The organism is Rhizobacter sp. Root1221 (assembly GCF_001425785.1).
Lineage (GTDB): Bacteria > Pseudomonadota > Gammaproteobacteria > Burkholderiales > Burkholderiaceae_C > Rhizobacter.
In genome coordinates this window covers 176,046-194,153 of the sequence record NZ_LMDI01000076.1, presented here as the reverse complement: position 1 = coordinate 194,153, position 18,108 = coordinate 176,046, and the positions used below count along the sequence as shown (strand labels likewise).

Annotated in this window: 18 protein-coding genes and 1 tRNA gene; 14 read left to right on the top strand and 5 right to left on the bottom strand. The window is 65.9% G+C overall.

The window, feature by feature from the left end; translation table 11 throughout:
- Nucleotides 1–31: 31 nt before the first annotated feature.
- From iscR to ASC87_RS30250, 11 genes are all read left to right on the top strand, one after another.
- Nucleotides 32–565 carry a Fe-S cluster assembly transcriptional regulator IscR gene (iscR, locus tag ASC87_RS30300; RefSeq protein ID WP_056672086.1) on the top strand — a complete coding sequence of 178 codons (534 nt, stop codon included), beginning with the start codon at nt 32–34 and terminating at the stop codon, nt 563–565.
- 21 nt (nt 566–586) lie between these two features.
- Nucleotides 587–1,807, top strand: a complete 1,221-nt coding sequence (locus tag ASC87_RS30295; RefSeq protein WP_056672083.1) for an IscS subfamily cysteine desulfurase — start codon at nt 587–589, stop codon at nt 1,805–1,807.
- Nucleotides 1,808–1,857: 50 nt separating this feature from the next.
- Entirely contained in the window at nt 1,858–2,265 is a 408-nt protein-coding gene (gene iscU, locus ASC87_RS30290) for a Fe-S cluster assembly scaffold IscU (RefSeq protein WP_056672080.1), read from the top strand.
- Nucleotides 2,266–2,268: 3 nt separating this feature from the next.
- Entirely contained in the window at nt 2,269–2,592 is a 324-nt protein-coding gene (gene iscA, locus ASC87_RS30285) for an iron-sulfur cluster assembly protein IscA (RefSeq protein ID WP_056672076.1), read from the top strand.
- An 88-nt stretch (nt 2,593–2,680) separates the two neighbouring features.
- Complete coding sequence (gene hscB / locus ASC87_RS30280) at nt 2,681–3,199, top strand: Fe-S protein assembly co-chaperone HscB (protein WP_056672073.1); 519 nt, start codon at nt 2,681–2,683, stop codon at nt 3,197–3,199.
- Nucleotides 3,200–3,203: 4 nt separating this feature from the next.
- Nucleotides 3,204–5,060, top strand: coding sequence for a Fe-S protein assembly chaperone HscA (gene hscA / locus ASC87_RS30275; protein ID WP_056672070.1), 1,857 nt, complete (start codon nt 3,204–3,206; stop codon nt 5,058–5,060).
- A gap of 2 nt (nt 5,061–5,062) precedes the next feature.
- Nucleotides 5,063–5,398: an ISC system 2Fe-2S type ferredoxin gene (gene fdx, locus ASC87_RS30270; RefSeq protein WP_056672067.1), complete on the top strand. Its 336-nt coding sequence runs from the start codon at nt 5,063–5,065 to the stop codon at nt 5,396–5,398.
- A gap of 16 nt (nt 5,399–5,414) precedes the next feature.
- Entirely contained in the window at nt 5,415–5,936 is a 522-nt protein-coding gene (locus ASC87_RS30265) for a hypothetical protein (RefSeq protein ID WP_056672065.1), read from the top strand.
- 221 nt (nt 5,937–6,157) lie between these two features.
- Nucleotides 6,158–6,625, top strand: coding sequence for a DM13 domain-containing protein (locus tag ASC87_RS30260; RefSeq protein WP_056672063.1), 468 nt, complete (start codon nt 6,158–6,160; stop codon nt 6,623–6,625).
- Nucleotides 6,626–6,666: 41 nt separating this feature from the next.
- A complete protein-coding gene (locus ASC87_RS31405) occupies nt 6,667–7,161 on the top strand; it encodes a DUF5063 domain-containing protein (RefSeq protein WP_082569071.1) in 495 nt (164 codons plus the stop codon).
- Nucleotides 7,162–7,688: 527 nt separating this feature from the next.
- Nucleotides 7,689–9,008 (top strand): hypothetical protein, encoded by a 1,320-nt coding sequence (locus tag ASC87_RS30250; protein WP_056672057.1) that lies wholly within the window; start codon nt 7,689–7,691, stop codon nt 9,006–9,008.
- 414 nt (nt 9,009–9,422) lie between these two features.
- Here ASC87_RS30250 and ASC87_RS30245 read toward each other — a convergent pair.
- The 3 genes from ASC87_RS30245 to ASC87_RS30235 all read right to left on the bottom strand — a co-directional run bounded on the left by ASC87_RS30245 (nt 9,423) and on the right by ASC87_RS30235 (nt 10,825).
- Nucleotides 9,423–9,496, bottom strand: a tRNA-Gly gene (locus tag ASC87_RS30245).
- 34 nt (nt 9,497–9,530) lie between these two features.
- Entirely contained in the window at nt 9,531–9,749 is a 219-nt protein-coding gene (locus ASC87_RS30240) for a DUF1059 domain-containing protein (protein WP_056672050.1), read from the bottom strand.
- Nucleotides 9,750–9,769: 20 nt separating this feature from the next.
- Nucleotides 9,770–10,825: a class I SAM-dependent methyltransferase gene (locus ASC87_RS30235; RefSeq protein WP_056672047.1), complete on the bottom strand. Its 1,056-nt coding sequence runs from the start codon at nt 10,823–10,825 to the stop codon at nt 9,770–9,772.
- Nucleotides 10,826–10,981: 156 nt separating this feature from the next.
- Here ASC87_RS30235 and ASC87_RS33480 point away from each other — a divergent pair, with 156 nt between their 5' ends.
- Nucleotides 10,982–11,767, top strand: coding sequence for a helix-turn-helix transcriptional regulator (locus ASC87_RS33480; protein WP_082569077.1), 786 nt, complete (start codon nt 10,982–10,984; stop codon nt 11,765–11,767).
- A 62-nt stretch (nt 11,768–11,829) separates the two neighbouring features.
- On the opposite strand, the gene ASC87_RS30225 is transcribed toward ASC87_RS33480, so the two are convergent.
- Nucleotides 11,830–12,849 (bottom strand): substrate-binding domain-containing protein, encoded by a 1,020-nt coding sequence (locus ASC87_RS30225; protein WP_200954598.1) that lies wholly within the window; start codon nt 12,847–12,849, stop codon nt 11,830–11,832.
- 170 nt (nt 12,850–13,019) lie between these two features.
- Nucleotides 13,020–16,034 (bottom strand): alpha-L-rhamnosidase C-terminal domain-containing protein, encoded by a 3,015-nt coding sequence (locus ASC87_RS30220; RefSeq protein WP_056672039.1) that lies wholly within the window; start codon nt 16,032–16,034, stop codon nt 13,020–13,022.
- Between the two features lie 198 nt (nt 16,035–16,232).
- Between ASC87_RS30220 and ASC87_RS30215 the strand changes: the two genes are divergently transcribed.
- Together ASC87_RS30215 and ASC87_RS30210 are read left to right on the top strand one after the other, a co-directional pair.
- Complete coding sequence (locus ASC87_RS30215) at nt 16,233–16,808, top strand: tRNA-uridine aminocarboxypropyltransferase (protein ID WP_056672036.1); 576 nt, start codon at nt 16,233–16,235, stop codon at nt 16,806–16,808.
- A 140-nt stretch (nt 16,809–16,948) separates the two neighbouring features.
- Entirely contained in the window at nt 16,949–18,082 is a 1,134-nt protein-coding gene (locus tag ASC87_RS30210) for a TRAP transporter substrate-binding protein (RefSeq protein WP_056672034.1), read from the top strand.
- Nucleotides 18,083–18,108: the final 26 nt, after the last annotated feature.

Genomic DNA, 18,108 nt, shown 5'->3' with positions numbered 1-18,108 from the left:
TTGTCTTGCCCCCGGGCATCAGGAGGATTCCATGCGACTGACCACCAAAGGCCGTTTTGCCGTTACTGCCATGATCGACCTCGCGCTGCGCGAGAACACGGGGCCCGTGGCGCTGGCCGCCATCAGCGCGCGCCAGCAGATCTCCCTGTCCTATCTGGAGCAGCTCTTCGGCAAGCTGCGCCGCCACGAACTCGTGGAAAGCACGCGTGGCCCGGGCGGCGGTTACGCCCTCGGCCGCAAGTCCGAGGAAATCACCGTGGCCGACATCATCGTCGCCGTGGATGAACCCATCGACGCCACCGGCTGCAGCGGCAAGGAAAACTGCATGGGCGAGGACACGGGCAAGTGCATGACGCACGACCTGTGGGCCAGCCTGAACTCCAAGATGATCGAGTACCTCGATTCCATCTCGCTGCGCAAGCTCGTCGACGAGCAGCTCGCCAAGGGCGTCTCCATCGAGGAGCACCCGGTCAAGCGCGCCATCTCGACCCAGCCGGTCGTCAAGCCCATCAAGATCACGGCCCCCAACTCGGTGTTCGCGCTGGGCACTGCCTTCTCGAAGTAAGTTCTTTTTCCCGCCATTGCCATGGACATGACCCCGCACTTCCCGATCTACATGGACTACGGCGCCACGAGCCCCGTGGACCAGCGCGTCGTCGACGCGATGATTCCCTGGTTGCGCGAACACTTCGGCAACCCGGCATCGCGCAGTCACGCCTGGGGCTGGGAAGCGGAGGCCATCGTCGAGAAGTCGCGTGAACAGGTGGCGGCACTGATCGGTGCCGACCCCCGTGAAATCGTCTGGACCTCGGGCGCCACGGAATCCAACAACCTGGCCATCAAGGGTGCGGCGCAGTTCTACAAGACCCGCGGCAAACACCTGATCACCGTGAAGACCGAGCACAAGGCCGTGCTCGACACCATGCGTGAACTCGAGCGCCAGGGCTTCGAGGTGACGTACCTCGACGTCCAGGACGACGGCCTGCTCGACCTCGAGGTGTTCAAGGCCGCGCTGCGGCCCGACACCATCCTCGCGTCGGTCATGTTCGTGAACAACGAAATCGGCGTGATCCAGGACGTCGCCGCCATCGGCGCCATCTGCCGCGAGCGCGGCATCATTTTCCACGTGGACGCGGCCCAGGCCACCGGCAAGGTCGCCATCGACCTCGCCACGCTGCCCATCGACCTGATGAGCCTCGCGTCGCACAAGACCTACGGCCCGAAGGGCATCGGTGCACTGTACGTGCGCCGCAAGCCGCGTGTGCGCATCGAAGCACAGATGCACGGTGGCGGTCACGAGCGCGGCATGCGCTCGGGCACGCTCGCCACGCACCAGATCGTCGGCATGGGTGAGGCCTTCCGCCTCGCCCGCGAAGAAATGGGCGTCGAGAGCGAACGCATCCGCATGCTCCAGCAGCGCCTCATCAACGGCCTGTCCGGCATCGAGCAGACCTTCCTGAACGGCCACGCGGAAAAGCGCGTGCCGCACAACGTCAACATGTCGTTCAACTTCGTCGAGGGCGAGTCGTTGATCATGGGCATCAAGGGCATCGCGGTGTCCTCGGGTTCGGCCTGCACATCGGCCAGCCTCGAACCCAGTTATGTGCTGCGCGCCCTCGGACGCAGCGACGAACTCGCGCATTCCAGCCTGCGCATGACCATCGGGCGGTTCACCACGGTCGAGGAAGTCGACTACGTGATCACCACCCTGAAGGACCGTGTGGCCAAGCTGCGCGAACTTTCGCCCTTGTGGGAGATGTTCAAGGACGGTGTGGACATCAGCACGATCCAGTGGGCTGCCCACTGATTCCGCGCGAGTCACACAACACCGCCTGAACACGGATTTGGAGAACTGACATGGCATACAGCGAAAAGGTCGTCGAACACTATGAAAACCCGCGCAACGTGGGTTCGTTCGACAAGGGTGACGACACGGTGGGCACCGGCATGGTCGGTGCCCCGGCCTGCGGCGACGTGATGAAGCTGCAGATCAAGGTGAACCCCACCACCGGGTTGATCGAAGACGCGAAGTTCAAGACGTACGGCTGCGGTTCGGCCATCGCGTCGAGCTCGCTCGTGACCGAATGGGTCAAGGGCAAGTCGCTCGACGAAGCGCTGACCATCAAGAACACGCACATTGCCGCCGAACTGGCCCTCCCGCCGGTCAAGATCCACTGCTCGATCCTGGCCGAGGACGCCATCAAGGCGGCCGTCGACGACTACCGCGCCAAGACCGGCTCCACTGTCGCGGCAAAGGCGCACTGAACCATGGCGGTCACGTTGAGCGAAGCGGCTGCGCGGCATGTGTCGCGGTACATCGCAAAACGCGGCAGGGGCGTGGGCGTGCGCCTGGGTGTCAAGACCACCGGGTGTTCGGGCCTCGCGTACAAGCTCGAATACGCCGACGACGTGGCGCCTGAAGACGTGGTGTTCGAGGGGCATGGCGTGAAGGTCCTCATCGACCCGAAAAGCCTGCCGTACCTTGACGGCACCGAACTCGACTTCGTGCGCGAAGGCCTCAACGAAGGTTTCAAGTTCCACAACCCGCGCGAAAAAGACCGCTGCGGTTGCGGCGAATCTTTCCGGGTCTGACGCCTTTCCCCTGACGCGGCACCGAGGCGCGGCCGAGAGCCGCGCCTTTTCACGTGGCCGCACCGATTGCAGCAGGACCTCCCAGGCCATGAAGCTGGACAGTGACGACTTCGAATTGTTCGGGGTGCCCCGCCGGTTCGAACAAGACCGTGCGGCACTCGACACGCGCTGGCGTGCGTTGCAGACCGAGGTGCACCCGGATCGGTTCGTCTCCGAAGGCGCGGCGTCGCAGCGGGTGGCGATGCAGTGGGCCGTGCGGGTCAATGAGGCCTACCAGCGCCTGAAGGATCCCCTCCGCCGTGCGGCCTACCTGTGCGAGCTGAACGGAGCGCCCATCCAGGCCGAGAACAACACCGCGATGCCGGCGAAGTTCCTCATCCAGCAGATGGAGTGGCGGGAGTCCCTCGACGAGGCCGATGGGGTCGAGGCCGTCGAGGCCCTGAACGGCGAGGTGGCCGGGCATCGGCAGCAGGCGCTCGGGCAGCTCAAGGCGCTCCTCGACGATCAACACGATTTTCTCCAGGCAGCGCAGCAGGTGAGAGCCCTCATGTTCGTCGAGCGTTTCCTCGCCGACATCGACCGCCGCCTCGAGCAGCTGGGACAATAACCGCATGGCACTGCTTCAGATTTCCGAACCCGGGGGCGCCCCCGATCCCCACCAGCGGCGCATCGCCGTCGGCATCGACCTCGGCACCACGCACTCGCTGGTGGCCAGCGTGCGCAACGGCGTGGCCGAATGCCTGCCCGACGACACGGGCCGGGTGATCCTGCCGTCGGCCGTGCGGTACCTCGACAACGGCCGCCGCCACATTGGTCACGACGCGTTGAAGGAAGCCGCCGCCGACCCGCGCAACACCATCGTGTCGGTGAAGCGGTTCATGGGCCGCGGCCTGTCCGACATCGCCGGCCGCGAGAAGCTCCCTTACGATTTTGTCGAAGCCCCCGGCATGGTGCAGCTGCGCACGGCCGATGGCGTGAAGTCGCCGGTCGAGGTGTCGGCCGAGATCCTCGCCACGTTGCGCTACCGCGCCGAGGACACCTTCGCCGACGACCTGTTCGGTGCCGTCATCACGGTGCCCGCGTACTTCGACGACGCGCAGCGCCAGGCCACGAAGGACGCCGCCCAGCTGGCCGGCCTCAACGTGCTGCGCCTCATCAACGAGCCCACCGCGGCCGCCATCGCCTACGGGCTCGAGAACGGCTCCGAGGGCCTGTACGCGGTGTACGACCTGGGCGGTGGCACCTTCGACATCTCGTTGCTGCGCCTGTCCAAGGGGGTGTTCGAGGTGGTGGCCGCGGGTGGCGATTCCGCGCTGGGCGGCGACGACTTCGATGCGGCGCTGGCCGAGTGGGCACTGGGCCAGGCCGGCCTGGCGGCAGTCACGCCCGAGGACAAACGTGCGGTGCTCGTGGCAGCGCGTGCGGCCAAGGAAAAACTCTCCACCATCGACCACGCCACGCTCGCCTGCCCGTTGAGCACTGGAGACGTGTCGGTGCGGGTCACCCGCGACCAGTTCGAGGCACTCACCGAGCCGCTGCTGACACGCACGGTGGCGGCCATGCGCAAGGTGTTGCGCGACGCCAAGGCGGCCAAGGACGACGTGTTCGGTGTCGTGATGGTGGGCGGGTCCACCCGCATGCCGAAGGTGCAACACGCCGTGGGCGAGTTCTTCGGCAAGACCCCGCTCACGAACCTGAACCCCGACGAGGTGGTGGCCCTGGGCGCGGCGTTGCACGCCAACGCACTGGCCGGCAACTCCGGTGCCGACGAGATGCTGCTGCTCGACGTGATCCCGCTGTCGCTCGGCCTCGAGACGATGGGCGGGCTGGTCGAACGCATCATCCCGCGCAACAGCACCATCCCCACCGCCCGTGCACAGGACTTCACCACGTTCAAGGACGGCCAGACGGCGCTTGCGATCCACGTGGTGCAGGGCGAGCGCGAACTGGTGAGCGATTGCCGTTCGCTCGCGCGCTTCGAGCTGCGTGGCATGCCGCCCATGGCCGCGGGTGCCGCGCGCATCCGCGTGACCTTCCAGGTGGACGCCGACGGCCTGCTGAGCGTGGCCGCGCGCGAGGAAGGGTCGGGCGTGGAGGCGGCCATCACCGTCAAGCCGAGCTACGGCCTGTCTGACGATGAAATCGCCCGCATGCTGAGGGAAAGTTTCACCACCGCCGAGGTGGACATGCAGGCGCGCACGTTGCGCGAGTCGCAGGTGGAGGCCGAGCGCATGCTGCTCGCCACCCGCGCCGCGCTGGACGCCGACGGTGACCTGCTCGACGCCGACCGCCGCACCGCCATCGAGGCGCTGATGCAGCAACTCGACGCCTTGCGCGCAGGGGACGACCACCACGCCATCGATGCCGGGGTGGAAGCCCTGGCCAGCGGCACCGAAGCCTTTGCCGCCGAACGAATGAACCGCAGCCTGCGCCAGGCCCTCACGGGCAAGCGGGTCGAAGAAGTCTGATCATGCCCATCATCCGCATCCTGCCCCACGCCGAATACTGCCCGAATGGCGCTGAGGTGAAAGCCGACACCGGCACGTCCGTGTGCGAGGCCCTGCTGGAAAACAAGATCAACATCGAGCATGCGTGCGACATGGTGGCTGCATGCACCACCTGCCACGTCATCGTGCGCGAGGGCTTCTCGTCGCTCGGCGAGATGCAGGAAAACGAGGAAGACCTGCTCGACCGCGCGTGGGGCCTGGAGCCCAACTCCCGCTTGTCATGCCAAGCGATCATTTCCAACAAGGACATCGTGATCGAGATCCCCAAGTACTCGATCAACCATGCCAAGGAAGGCTGACCACCGAGACGCGGCGATGACCTTGCGACCGTGGGTCCTGGCCATGGTCCTGTGGGCGCCGGTCCTGGCGTGGTCGCGACCGTTCGAGGTCTGCGGCGTCCGGGTAACGATCGGGGACCAGCGGGCGGTGCTGGAAGCGGCCATGTCGGCCGGGTGCCGCATCACGACGACCACCGAACACCCGGAGGCCTCCTCGTTCCGCTCGCGCCACCCGGACCAAGCCGACGAACCTGCCGTCATCTTCTACCGGGACGAGCGTGTGGTGTCGGCGACCCTGCCGCCGCTGAAGTTCCGGGCCAAGGACGATCCCGGGGTGTTGGCTCGTGTGCTGGCCGAGGCCATGCAGAACGCCTCCGACGACGTGGGGCCTCCGGTTCGGGTGAGCACCCGCACCACGGGTCGTCCCCACGTGGGCACCACGACCCTGGTGGTGGTCTTCAAAGGCCGTGTCGTGGAACTGTGGGCCCAGGACCGGTTCGACCCGACCGGGTACAAGGCGATCTTGTCCCAAACCTTGCGGGCCGACGAGACGGACTGAGCGTCGCCAACAGCACGATCGACCTGCGCACCTTGCGGGTGTCGGTCGTCGACACCGACGCCACGGACGGCCAGGAGGCCGCGATGCAATCCTCCGCAACTTGGTATCGTGGCCATTCATACTGCGCGCAAGCCACCAGAAGGCGGCAATGCCTGACCCGCAATCGAGCGGACGTCAGGCGCGTCGCGTGGAAGGTCTGGCACTCGCACGACGGAGCTCACATGAAGAAGTTGGTTCTACTTGTCACGCACGCTCTGGCCGTGGGGTTGGGGTTCGCGCTCGGCATCTATGCCCTGCCCATCCTCATTGCACCGCCTGCACCCACCTCGGCCGAGGTTTCCGCTGAGGCAGGCGCTTCGAGCTACAAGGGGCAGTTCCGCCGTGATCTGAAAGACAGTGACGGTCTTCACTGGGGCGAAGGCACTGTCCTGGTCAACGCCAAGCATATCGGCCTGGCTGGCGAGCTCGCACCCGGGCCGGACTACAAGTTGTACTTGTCGCCCGAGTTCGTCGAAACCGAGGCCGACTTCCTTCGTCTCAAACCTGACATGGTCAGGGTGGGCGATGTGAAGACGTTCAAGAACTTCCTGGTTCCGGTGCCTGCGATGGTCGATCCCTCGCGCTACAACACGGTGGTCATTTGGTGCGAGACCTTCGGTCAGTTCATCACGGCAGCGAAGTACCGCTAGTCGGGCCGCCCGAGTTCGCGAAGCCATCTTGCCCAGAGCGCATGTCAGCAAAGCTCTCATCAACCACCGACACGTTCGCCGCGATAGCGCGCGGCTTCTGCGAATGGTGCGAAGCGCCTTCATTGGGCGCAGCGAGAGAAGGTTCAGCGGCGGTGTGGCTTTCCCAGTTGAATGCATCGGCGATCGGACTGCCAGAAGTTGAGTCGGACAACGAGGACGGATTGCCAGACCTTCCGGACGAGCCCTTCGCGAAGGCGCGTAGCAATCTTGCGTGCTTCAACGGCTGGCACTACCGCGAGTTCTTTGATCCGGATCCAACGCTTGAGGACCCGCCGTGCATGGGAGACGTGGGCGACGATCTGCTGGATACCTACAAGGACATCAAATCAGGTCTGCTACTGTTCGAGCGGGGTGCTGTGACCGAAGCACTGTGGCACTGGTCGTTTCTCCATCGAGTCCATTGGGGGCGCCATGCGGTGGGTGCCATGTTGGCGCTCCATTGCCTCTGCATCTCCAGACGCGGTGTGAATCCCTGACCCATCCATCGGCGCAGGAACGTGAACAGTTCTGGCACCAGCCGAACTTGCGTTACCCTGTCCCTCCACAAACGGAGAAAACCATGGCCATTCAAGCCCAACGCAATCGAGCAAGGCTTCACGTCCTCCGAGACAATGTTCACCGCGCGAAGCGCGATGTGAAGCGCAAACTTCCAGGTGCAGTCGAGCGGCTCAAGGCGCACCGTGCAACTCGCCTTGCATTCGCAGAGAACGGCAAGTAGAGGCAAAGACGCCTGACCCTTCCATCGAGGGTGTGATTGGAGGGCTGTGCCTTTTAGTCACCCCTCATGCCAAACGGCAGGCTGTCGACACGCGATGGCCGGCTTCGGCCCAGCAAGCTGTCGGTGACCCTCAGGTCTTCGTGCTCACCCACTGCGGCCAATCGATTCGCAAGCGATCGAGCCGGCATCTCCATGTCTTCGTCGTCCAGCGCCGTTGGCAGAAGGTCCGGCCTCGGCAGGTCGCCACCCAGTATGCCGTCCGACACCGACGCACAACAGTGACCAATGAGCACAGACAGTCCGCAAGAAAGATGGCGAAGCCTGACCCTCGGCCACGCTGAGGACATCAACGCCTATGTTGCAAAAGGTCTTGCCGAAGGGTGGGATCGAGCGGGCAAGGAGCCGGTCGCGGCCAGCTACGAAGACCTGTTGCCGGCCTTCCTGACTGCATTGCGAGCAGCCAACGGCCAGCTTCAACGCAAAGACATCAAGGCCGAGTGGCCGCCCGCATACGGTCCCCTGCATCCTCTGCTGGAATCGAACGGGCAGAACATTTCAACGCTCTACCTGCTGCCCGACGGCAGCCTCCTTGCAAGGATTGGCGCACCGTACGAAGCCGGAAGGATCGTGCACATCCGCGGTGATGTCGTGACCCATGTGGAGGGGGTTCAGCATATTGGCCGCTGCCCGCGCCGGCGCTATTTTGCCGTGGGTCGAGAACAAGGCGTGGAGGTCACCGATGGTTGGCTGGGCGAACGCGTAGCCTTGTGTCCGTGGCCGCTTGGGACCGAGGGCGTACCAGAAGGCTTTGCCGTCACCCAACTGGAAAAGCCACCAGTCCCCACCCAGCTTCTTCCATTCCCCGATGGCACCCGCGTCTTGCTGGTCAGTAGCGATGGGATCTTTGTCCTCCGCGACGACGGGGCGGTCCGGCTGCTTCCGACTCAGAAAGAGATGCGCGAGCACTTCTCGTGGTTGATGGAAGAATGTCCGGAGGATGATCTGGCGGTCGGGTTGTCAATGGAGCATGGCGCCATTTCGGCTGACGGCAGCTTGATTGCCGTAGGGGCGCAGGATGGTCGGCACCGGGTGTTCAACGCGGCCCTTCAGTGCATCGCCGAGATCGGCCCACACGGCGAGTATCCCCACTACGCGGCATTCAGTGCAGATCAGCAGGTCCTCGCGTTGAACGCATGCCACTTCTACAACGGAACGACGATTGGCATCGACATCGAAAAGATCCCGGGTTTGGACTCGGACTTCTACGATGAGGTTGAGGGGTTGAAGATCCTTGAGAAGGGCGCCCGGGTATATGCAGCCGTCGCTCGCAACAACGAGTTCATCTTCGGCGATGCCTATGGCTATCTGCGCGCCACGGACCTTGCAGGCAACTGCCGGTGGCAGCACTATATCGGCTCCACAGTTGGCGCCATGGATCTGTCCGACGATGGAAAAACGCTCGTCGCATCCACGTGTGCGGGTTTCATTTCGATCATTGACCTCGATGCCGGCCGTCAACAGCCGTACCAGATTGGCAACGGCGGTCATTTCGAGCGTCGCCGTTGGGTTTTCTGGAAGGGCGAGTCGTCGCCGCTCGCTTGGTGAGCTTGGTGGCACTTGATCATTGAGTCGGCGTTGCAAAAGCCTGGCGGCCCGACACGTCGCTGGTCGAGCGCCGGGCCGAGAGCGTCGTCTGGCAATTCTTCAGCGGGATGGGGCACTACAAGCCGCGACTGCCGTGTGACGCGAATCGCCGGTCCCGCAGTTCGCATCGAACCATAGGCCGTCCGGCGCTGCGCACGCGGATGATGGCCTCGCTGCTTGGAAGAGCCGAGGTCAGGGAAGGGCGTTCAAGCCGACGGCGCGTGGCCTGATGCTCGCCGTTGTCCGGTTCGCCGCGCTTCTGCTTCTACCGGTTGCCGGCGACCCGGGGGCGCCTCAACTCGATGGGTTCCGCACCGTACCCACAATGGCGATGCCCCAGAAACAGAAAAACCTGTTGATGGTCAACAGGTTACTTGGAGCGGGTGAAGGGAATCGAACCCTCGTATGAAGCTTGGGAAGCTGCCGTTCTACCATTGAACTACACCCGCGTAGCCGCGCATTATAGGGCCACGCGGGCGAGGTTCACGCGGCCTTCGCGATCGGGGCGGCGAGCGGTGGTGTGCCGGCCTTGAACAGCTTCGTGAGCTGCTCGCGGAGTTCGGGCGAGTCCTTGTGCCCGTGAACGGCCACGGCGTGTTGCACGGCGGCTTCGAGCAGTTCCTTCGTGCTGTCCGCGGCGAGTGCGACGCTGCAGTGCGTGTCGCTCGGGAACTCGCGGCAATCGATGAATTGGCGTGACATGGTGTCTCCTTTCAGCAAGGTCAGGGGCGGGCTTCGTAGACAAGGTTGAAGGGCGTCTGCGCGGCACGGCGGAATTGGCGGAAGCCCCCCGCGGTGACCACCTCGCGCATGCGCGCTTCACCGGCCTGTGCGCCCAGGCACAAGCCGACCTCCTGCGCGCGTGAGGCCGGGGTGCAGATGAAGGTGGATGCGGCGTAGAACACGCGCCCCACCGGGTTCAGGTTGTCCTCCAGCCGGTCGTTGGCGAAGGGCTCGACGATCATCCACGTGCCGTCGGGCTTGAGGCTGGCCTTGACGTGCTCGGCGGCACCAACCGGGTCGCCCATGTCGTGCAGGCAATCGAACACGGTGACGAGGTCGTAGGCGCTGCCGGGGAAATTCTTGGCGCTGGCTACCTCGAAGGTCACACGCCCGTCCAGGTTCGCAGCCTTCGCCTGCGCGCGAGCCCGCTCGATCGACGGACCGTGGTAGTCGTAGCCGACGAACGTCGACTTCGGGTAGGCCTGGGCCATCAGCACGGTAGACGCGCCGTGTCCGCAGCCCACGTCCGCCACGCGGGCGCCCGACTGCAGGCGCGCTTCGATGCCGTCCAGTGCGGGCAGCCACTGGCTCACGAGGTTGGCCGCATAACCCGGGCGGAAGAATCGTTCGGTGCCCTGGAACAGCGCCGGGTCGTGTTCGTGCCAGCCCAGGCCCAGGCCGGTGCGCATGGCCTGGACCATCTTCGGGATGGCCTTGTACTGGGCCGTGGCGATCTGGAACGCCCCGAGCACGAAGGCGGGGCTGCCTTCCTCGGCCAGCGCGAAAGCCTGTTCCTCGGTCATCGAATACCGGGCCGTGGCAGGGTCGTACTCGACGTAGCCACTGGCCGCCTGGGCCGCGAGCCACTCACGGAGGTAACGTGTATCGGTTTCGGTGCGCTTGGCGAGCTGCTCCACGGTGCCGGCGCCTTTGGCGATGGCCTTGTACAGGCCCAGCTGGTCGCCGGCGGACACGGTGGCCGCGTGCAACACGGCGCCGATGTCCTGGACGAACCGTTCCATGAACGCGTTGAGTTTCCCTTCGTCGATGGCCATGACATCTCCTTCACGCGCAGTAGCGATCACGCGTGGCACTGCCTATACTCGATGGAACAGGGAGGCAGCCCGCACCGGCACATGGTCGCGCCGGCCGGGGCAGGGCGCCAATACGCAGCAATGCGTATGCGTATGCGCCAGCGACCGGGGCCGCTGATGAACCACCTCACGCGCAACGACTACGCCACGGCCCTGCAACTGCTGGCCCGCATCGAGGCCCAGTCGGCCGGGGTCGACGGTTTCGCCCTTGCCGCGGTGACGGCGCTCAACGACTTCGTGGCCTCGGAGCTCACCACGCTCTCGGTGTGCGACCTGCGCAGCGGCCATCGCCAGGTGGTGAGCACGCCAGGCGTGCGCCTGGGGGCCGACGCCCTCGAGTGTTTCGACCGCCATTTCTTCGACCACCCGCTCGTGCGGTATCACGGCCTCCGTGGGGGGCGATACACGCAGCGCATCTCCGACCTCCAAAGCGCCCGTGAATACCACCAGAGTGCGCTGTACGGCGACTACTACCGGCGGATCGGGCTCGAACACGCCATCGCCGTGCCGCTGTTCCAGGACGACCGCACCTTGGTCAGCATCGTGCTGAACCGGCGCGGGCTCGACTTCGGCGAGCGCGACCGCGAGCGGCTCGAACTGCTGCGCCCGCACCTCGCGTTCCTGTACGCCCATGCCTGCCGGTCGGCCAACGCGCCGTCCGATGGCGTGCCGGTGCCCTTGGCGCCCGTCCGGCCCGACCCGGCCCCGGCGGGCCTCACGGCCCGCGAGCGCGAGGTGCTGCGCTGGCTCGCCTGCGGCAAGACCGACGCCGACATCGCCGCGCTGCTGTCGATCAGCCCGCGCACGGTGCACAAGCACCTGGAGCACATCTACGTGAAGCTCGGGGTGGAGACGCGCACCGCGGCCGTCATGCGGGGCATGGCAGCGCCTCCCCCGGTGTGATGGGGCCGTGGCATCCGTCGTCGGTTGTGGTCATGTGAAGCAGCCAGCGATGCTGGAGCAGCCTACGCGCGCGGTGTCTTGCCCCGCATATCGGTCGACTGACGGATGATGAGTTCCGGCTTGAAGACGATCTGTTGGTGCCGGTGGTCTTCCCCAGCCTCGGCCTCGTCCATCAGCAACTTCGCGGCTGTCTGGCCGATCAGGCGCCGCGGTTGACGTACCGACGACAACGGGTGCGAGACGGCCGCCGCGTACTCGATGTCGTCGTAGCCGACGATCGCGACGTCGTGCGGAATGCGCAGGCCCATCTCCAGCGCCACCTGCAGCACGCCGAGCGCGATCAGGTCGTTCACGCAGAAGACCGCCGTGGGACGCGGCCTCATGGCCAGGAGTTGTCGAGCAGCCGCGATGCCCCCCACCGTGTTGAGCGAAGGTGCCACGTGCACGCCGAATTCGATGTCGACCTTGCCGGAGCGGCGGATCGCGCGTTGCGCGCCCTTCAGTCGATCCTCGACCTGCTTGACCTTGGCGGCTCCGCCGACGAACGCGATGCGCTTGTGCCCCGTCTCGAGGAGGTGGTCGACCGCGAGTTCACCGCCCAGGACGTCGTCCACCCACACCGAGCTCTGGTTCTTGTTGCGGGCATGCCGGTCGAGCAGCACCACCGGCGTGCCGCGCTGCCTCACCGCTTCCAGGCGAGGGCCGACCGTGTCCACCGGCGTGATGAGCACGCCGCGCACGCGCAGCTGTTCGAGCAGGTCGAGGTAGTTGTCTTCCTTTGCCGTGCTCGCGTCGCTGTTGCAGAGGATGACGGCGAGGCCGGCCGCGTTGGCGGCATCCTCCACGCCTCGCGCCACGTCGATGAAGAAAGGGTTGCCCACGTCGAGCACGACGAGGCCGATCGTCCTGCTTCGACCCGCCCTGAGCTGTCGCGCGCTTTCGTTGCGGACATAGCCGAGTTCGTCGATGGTCTTGCGTACCCGCTCGAGGGTGTCCGGCGATACCACCTGTGGCCGGTTGAGCGCGTTGGACACCGTGCCCAGCGAGACGCCGGCCCGGCGGGCCACGTCATGGACGCTCACGGCGGGTGCACCGGTGCGGAGTGTGTCGTCGGCAGATCGGGGCTGGCGTGGCATTTCCAGGCGGTGCGTAGTGGAAGCAATGTGACCGGGCTCGCATTGTCGTTCCAATTCGCCTACGCACTCTCTGTAGCTGCCCCTCGAGCAATCCCTCGAGCCTGGTCTCACGAACCTCAGGGCACGATGAAGCAACTCTTGGACATTCCCGGCGCGGGATCGCCAAACACTGCATTCGTACACGGCGTTCCACCCCCGATCGACTTGGTGGTGGCGCTGGACGCCGTCCCATACGCAACGGTTCGTGTGCCGGAGAAGCTGCACAAGCCGTTCTCCGCGGCACAGAAGGCGCCATTGGGCGGCGTGGCAACGGTCCCTCCGACAGCGCACGACTTGGCGAATCCGTAGTCGGGGTCGTTGAAGGTTGCCACGCTGCATGCGAAGGAAGCGCTGGCCGGTTTGTAGATGTAGATGCCGTTGGCGCCGAAGGCCGCGGTCTGGTTTCCGCTGACGGCGCAGCTGCCGTTCTCCGCCGCGCACGTCGTGAAGCCGGACGGAAGACCGGCGTTGCCGGGGTTCGATGCAACGACATGGGTGCCGGGCTGGATGCCGTTCAGGTACACGAACTGGCCGTCCGTGGATGCACTCGTCGCCGCGGGACCGGCGATGAAGGCACCGTTGCGCCAGACCGCCACGCCATTGATGTTCACGACCGGGTTCGCCACGCCGTAGGTGGGGACGGCGATCGTGCCGGACGTGCCCGTGGGTGCCGTCACCTCCGCGGAGAACTGGCCCACGCCGCGCTGGCCGGCCCACTTCACCGACAGTGCGCCGTGCGGCGTCGGGGCCTGGCCCACGGCCCAGTCCAGCGTGCCGGGGTGGGGCTGCACCAGCCAGGTGTCGAATCCGGGCGCCGTCGGCCGAATGCCCAGCACATAGCCGGAGAGTGCTGTCACCGCACCCGTCGCCCAGGCGTGGGCCAGGCTCGTCTGGGCGGTCAGGCCGGGCGTTCCGTTCGCCGCGACGTTCTCCCACATCGTGCCGGTGTACTGCGCATTCGCCGGATCGGTGAGCCGGCCGAACACCGTGCGCATCAGCTGCTCCGCATTCGCGGAATCGTTGGCGAGGTAACGCGCCTGCGCTTCGTAGCCGCTGATGAACGTGCTGATGATCGGTCTGAAGTGCGAGTCGTTGAAGGGCATCGGGCCGTACGTGTTCGTCCACAACGCGGTCTTCATCGCCGCGAGGATGCGCGGCACTTCGCTTGCCGGCGGTACCCCCGCGAGCACCGCGAGCGCATTGGCATCTTGTGCGATCGCCGGCACCGTGTCGCTGATCCTGTAGACGCCGCGCGTGCTGTCGTACATGTGCGTGTTGATGGCCGTGCGCAAGGCGTCCGCCCGGGTCCGGTAGGACGATGCCGCCGACGTTTGCCCGATGGCGTCGCCGATGACTGCTGCGGCCAGCAGCGAGCGGTAGTAGATGACGTTGAATTCGGTGATCGCCCCGATTTTTTCCGAGTCGTAGAAGTCCCAGTCGGCGCCATCGCCGGCGCGCGAGATGAACAGGCCGCGCGAGTCGAGCCGCGTGGCGTTCCAGGCGAGCTGCCGCTGCAGGGCCGACCACATCGACGACGCGAAGGTCCGGTCGCCGCTGTGCATGAGGTGGTCGTACAGCCCCAGTACGAAGTACATGGAGTACGTGGCCGAGTACCAGCCGGTCTCGCTCGTCAGGCCGGTTGCGTTGATGATCGGGTACGTCGCAGGCACGACGCCTTCGATGAATCCGCTGCTGTGCTGGCGCGTCGCGAACAGCCGCAGCGATCCCTTGAGGTAGTCGTTGTTGCCGACTGTATAGGCCATGGTGGGCCCCGCGGTGTCGAGGTCGCCGGACCAGACGAGGCGGTCACGCTTCGCGCCGTCGAGGATGGACGGCACCTCGTTGCTGCCCGGCACGCGGAAGCTGGCCAGGTGCGACGCATGGTTGAAGGCGAGGTTCAGCAGCGAGCCCCCGTTCGCGCTCGTGACGGCGAGGTTGCGAAAGCGTGCCTCCTCCGATCCCCACTGCCGAAAGCCGACCGAGCCGGAGCCGAAGGTGCTCGAGGTCACGCTCAAGGCTTGCGTGCCGTTGATCTTGACCGTCGCTGTCGATCCGCTCACCGTGGTCGAGATGCTGTACCAGGTGCCGGCGTTGATGGGGAAGGGCGTCGCCACGGAGGCGATCTGCGCGTAGGCATTGCCAACCACGTTGAACGCCCGCAGTGTGTTCGCGTTCAGGAGGAACACCAGGCCGTTCTGCGGGTCGCGTGAGCGGACCGCCCAGCCGGCTTGCTGGTTGACGATGGTGGTGTCGAACGCCATCGTGTAGTCGGCCCAGGCGGTGCCCGGCGTGTAGAGGCCGATGTCGGAGCCGCCGGTGGTGTTGCTGCCCCAGGCGCTCAGCGTCCCGTTCTCGATTCGGTAACTGCCGGGCAGCGAGCGTGTCGGCACGGCGCCAAGCTGCGCTGTGTAGGCGCTCGAGTACCAGACCTTGTTGAGCGTGTCGTCGCTCGACATGAAGTAGCCGCCATAGTTGGCGGCTTGCGTGCGATCGGCGATGTAGTTGATGCCCGCGCCGCGCAGCATCACCGTGCCGGGGCTCGTGAGCGTGATGACCTGGAAGCGCTGGCCACCTTGTGTGGCGCGGTTGACGATGAGCCCCGGGCCCGCCACGGTGTATACGTCAGCGCGTTTGACGGCACCTTCACCATTGCCGAAACCCTGGAAAGGTGGAAAGTCGCCTCCGTCGTCGGTCAGGTACAGCATGGTCTCGCTGTAGCCGACCTTCATCTGCGGGCTGCCGGAAGCGGTGCTGACGTCGAACCATGGGATGCCCCCGACGTTCTTGCCGTAGTCGAGCACCACGCGCGGCGTGGGACCGCCAGCCGTCATGGTCAGCGTGAGCCCGCCACCGCCGTTGCACAGGATGGCCGGCGCATTCGACACGTTCCCCGAGGTGCTCTGCACGCGCACGGGACACGATGACGGGCTGGTGGGCACCATGTTGTAGGCCTGCCAGTCGGGGTTGGTCGGCCATGGGGTACCCGCGTTGGTACTCGAAGTCCCGGCCAGCATCACCAGCGTGAGGATGGCCGTGAATGCCGAACTGTTTCGAACGCGCGCCGACAGGCCGCCCAGCAATCCGTCTTGCATAGATTGTCTCCAGTGTTGAATCGTTTCAATCGCGCCGTGACTATGCGTGAGGGTTCGTCCTTGCACCATGGGGTTTTCAGCAATCGAGCTTCAACAGCAAACCCGGTGGTGAACGCGTCCGCTGCTGCTGGCCGCCGTGGATCGCCGGCCGGCTGGCCGCGGCGGTGGGGGCCTTCAAGATCGCCTGACAATGTGCGCATGGACGCGCCCCCGACCTCCCGCCGCCTGCACTGCGTGCAGTGCCTTCGCCCGCAGGCCACGTGCCTGTGCGGGCGGGTGGTGCAGGTGCCCCACCGCACGCCGGTGCTGATCCTGCAGCACCCGCTGGAGGTGCACCACGCGAAGGGATCGGGCCGCCTGCTGCACCTGAGCCTGCAGCGCAGCCGCATGGAGGTGGGCGAGCAGTTCGACGAGGCCCGGCTCGCCGAATGGCTCGGACCCGACGCGGTGCTGCTGTATCCGGGGGGTGGCAGTGCCCCGAGGCCATCCCGGCCGGGGTGCCTCGTGGTGCTCGATGCCACCTGGCGCAAGAGCCGCCTGATGTGCCACGCCAACCCGCTGCTGGCGCGGCTGCCGCGCCTGTCGCTCGAAGCGCCGCCGCCGTCGCGCTACACGGTGCGCCGCGCCCATGCACCCGACCAGCGCTCCACGCTCGAGGCCACGCTGCTGGCGCTCGAACAGCTCGATGGCCCCCATCCTTCACATGCGGGGGTGCTGGCCGCTTTCGACGGCCTGCAGGCCAGCTGGCAAGCGCGCGCCACCGGGCGTCAGTGAACCCCCCGCGCCCCTCGGACGTGACGGCGCGCGCGGGTTAGACCTAGTTGAAATACCGCAGGTCCGAGGAGGACAGTGGGTGATCGCCCAGATCCGACCCTGTGATTCGGCCGAACCCGTTCCCCCAGAAGGAGCTCACGATGACCGAGAAAACTTCCGCCCCTCGTCGCCGTTTCCTGAAGAAGACGGCCGTGGCCGCCGGCAGCGCAGGGGCACTCGCCGCCCCGATGATCGCCACGGCACAGCCCGTGGCGCTGCGATTCCAGAGCACGTGGCCGGCGAAGGACATCTTCCACGAGTACGCGCAGGACTTCGCCAAGAAGGTCAACGACATGGCGAGCGGCCGCCTGAAGATCGAGGTGCTGCCGGCCGGCTCGGTGGTGCCCGCGTTCCAGTTGCTGGACGCCGTCAGCAAGGGCACGCTCGACGGCGGCCACGGCGTGGTGGCGTATTGGTACGGCAAGAACTCGGCGCTCGCGCTGTGGGGATCGGGCCCGGGTTTCGGCATGGATGCCAACATGGTGCTCGCGTGGCACAACTACGGCGGCGGCAAGGCACTCGTCGAGGAAATCTACAAGAGCCTGAACCTCGACGTCGTGTCGTACCTGTACGGCCCCATGCCCACGCAGCCCCTCGGCTGGTTCAAGAAGCCGGTGTCGAAGGCCGAGGACATCAAGGGCCTCAAGTTCCGCACCGTGGGGCTGGCGGTGGACGTGTTCACCGAGATGGGCGCGGCCGTCAACCCGTTGCCGGGCGGCGAGATCGTGCCGGCCCTCGATCGCGGGCTGATCGATGCGGCCGAGTTCAACAACGCGTCGAGCGACCGTGTGCTGGGCTTCCCCGACGTGGCGAAGAACTGCATGCTGCAAAGCTTCCACCAGTCCGGCGAGCAGTTCGAGATCCTCTTCAACCGCACCAAACTCGCCGCGCTGCCTGCCGAGCTGAAGGCCATCATCGACTACGCCGTGCAGGCGGCCTCGGCCGACATGAGCTGGAAGGCCATCGAGCGCAACTCGGCCGACTACCAGGCGCTCAAGCAGCAGGGCATCAAGTTCTACAAGACCCCCGACGCGGTGCTGCGCGCGCAGCTGGCCGCATGGGACAAGACCATCGAGAAGAAGGCGGCCGAGAACCCGCTGTTCAAGAAGGTGCTCGAGTCGCAGCGGGCCTTCGCCGCGCGCGCCTGCCAGTGGCAGAACGACTACACGGTCGATTTCAAGATGGCCTACAACCACTACTTCGGCCGCGGCGCGGCGCCGGCGAAGAAGGGTTGACGTACCGCCGCCCGGAAGGAGCAGAC

Coding starts and splice junctions, on each gene's coding strand:
- iscR (WP_056672086.1), top strand. CDS start 32: ATGCGACTGACCACCAAAGGCCGTTTTGCCGTTACTGCCATGATCGAC.
- ASC87_RS30295 (WP_056672083.1), top strand. CDS start 587: ATGGACATGACCCCGCACTTCCCGATCTACATGGACTACGGCGCCACG.
- iscU (WP_056672080.1), top strand. CDS start 1,858: ATGGCATACAGCGAAAAGGTCGTCGAACACTATGAAAACCCGCGCAAC.
- iscA (WP_056672076.1), top strand. CDS start 2,269: ATGGCGGTCACGTTGAGCGAAGCGGCTGCGCGGCATGTGTCGCGGTAC.
- hscB (WP_056672073.1), top strand. CDS start 2,681: ATGAAGCTGGACAGTGACGACTTCGAATTGTTCGGGGTGCCCCGCCGG.
- hscA (WP_056672070.1), top strand. CDS start 3,204: ATGGCACTGCTTCAGATTTCCGAACCCGGGGGCGCCCCCGATCCCCAC.
- fdx (WP_056672067.1), top strand. CDS start 5,063: ATGCCCATCATCCGCATCCTGCCCCACGCCGAATACTGCCCGAATGGC.
- ASC87_RS30265 (WP_056672065.1), top strand. CDS start 5,415: ATGACCTTGCGACCGTGGGTCCTGGCCATGGTCCTGTGGGCGCCGGTC.
- ASC87_RS30260 (WP_056672063.1), top strand. CDS start 6,158: ATGAAGAAGTTGGTTCTACTTGTCACGCACGCTCTGGCCGTGGGGTTG.
- ASC87_RS31405 (WP_082569071.1), top strand. CDS start 6,667: ATGTCAGCAAAGCTCTCATCAACCACCGACACGTTCGCCGCGATAGCG.
- ASC87_RS30250 (WP_056672057.1), top strand. CDS start 7,689: ATGAGCACAGACAGTCCGCAAGAAAGATGGCGAAGCCTGACCCTCGGC.
- ASC87_RS30240 (WP_056672050.1), bottom strand. CDS start 9,749: ATGTCACGCCAATTCATCGATTGCCGCGAGTTCCCGAGCGACACGCAC.
- ASC87_RS30235 (WP_056672047.1), bottom strand. CDS start 10,825: ATGGCCATCGACGAAGGGAAACTCAACGCGTTCATGGAACGGTTCGTC.
- ASC87_RS33480 (WP_082569077.1), top strand. CDS start 10,982: ATGAACCACCTCACGCGCAACGACTACGCCACGGCCCTGCAACTGCTG.
- ASC87_RS30220 (WP_056672039.1), bottom strand. CDS start 16,034: ATGCAAGACGGATTGCTGGGCGGCCTGTCGGCGCGCGTTCGAAACAGT.
- ASC87_RS30215 (WP_056672036.1), top strand. CDS start 16,233: ATGGACGCGCCCCCGACCTCCCGCCGCCTGCACTGCGTGCAGTGCCTT.
- ASC87_RS30210 (WP_056672034.1), top strand. CDS start 16,949: ATGACCGAGAAAACTTCCGCCCCTCGTCGCCGTTTCCTGAAGAAGACG.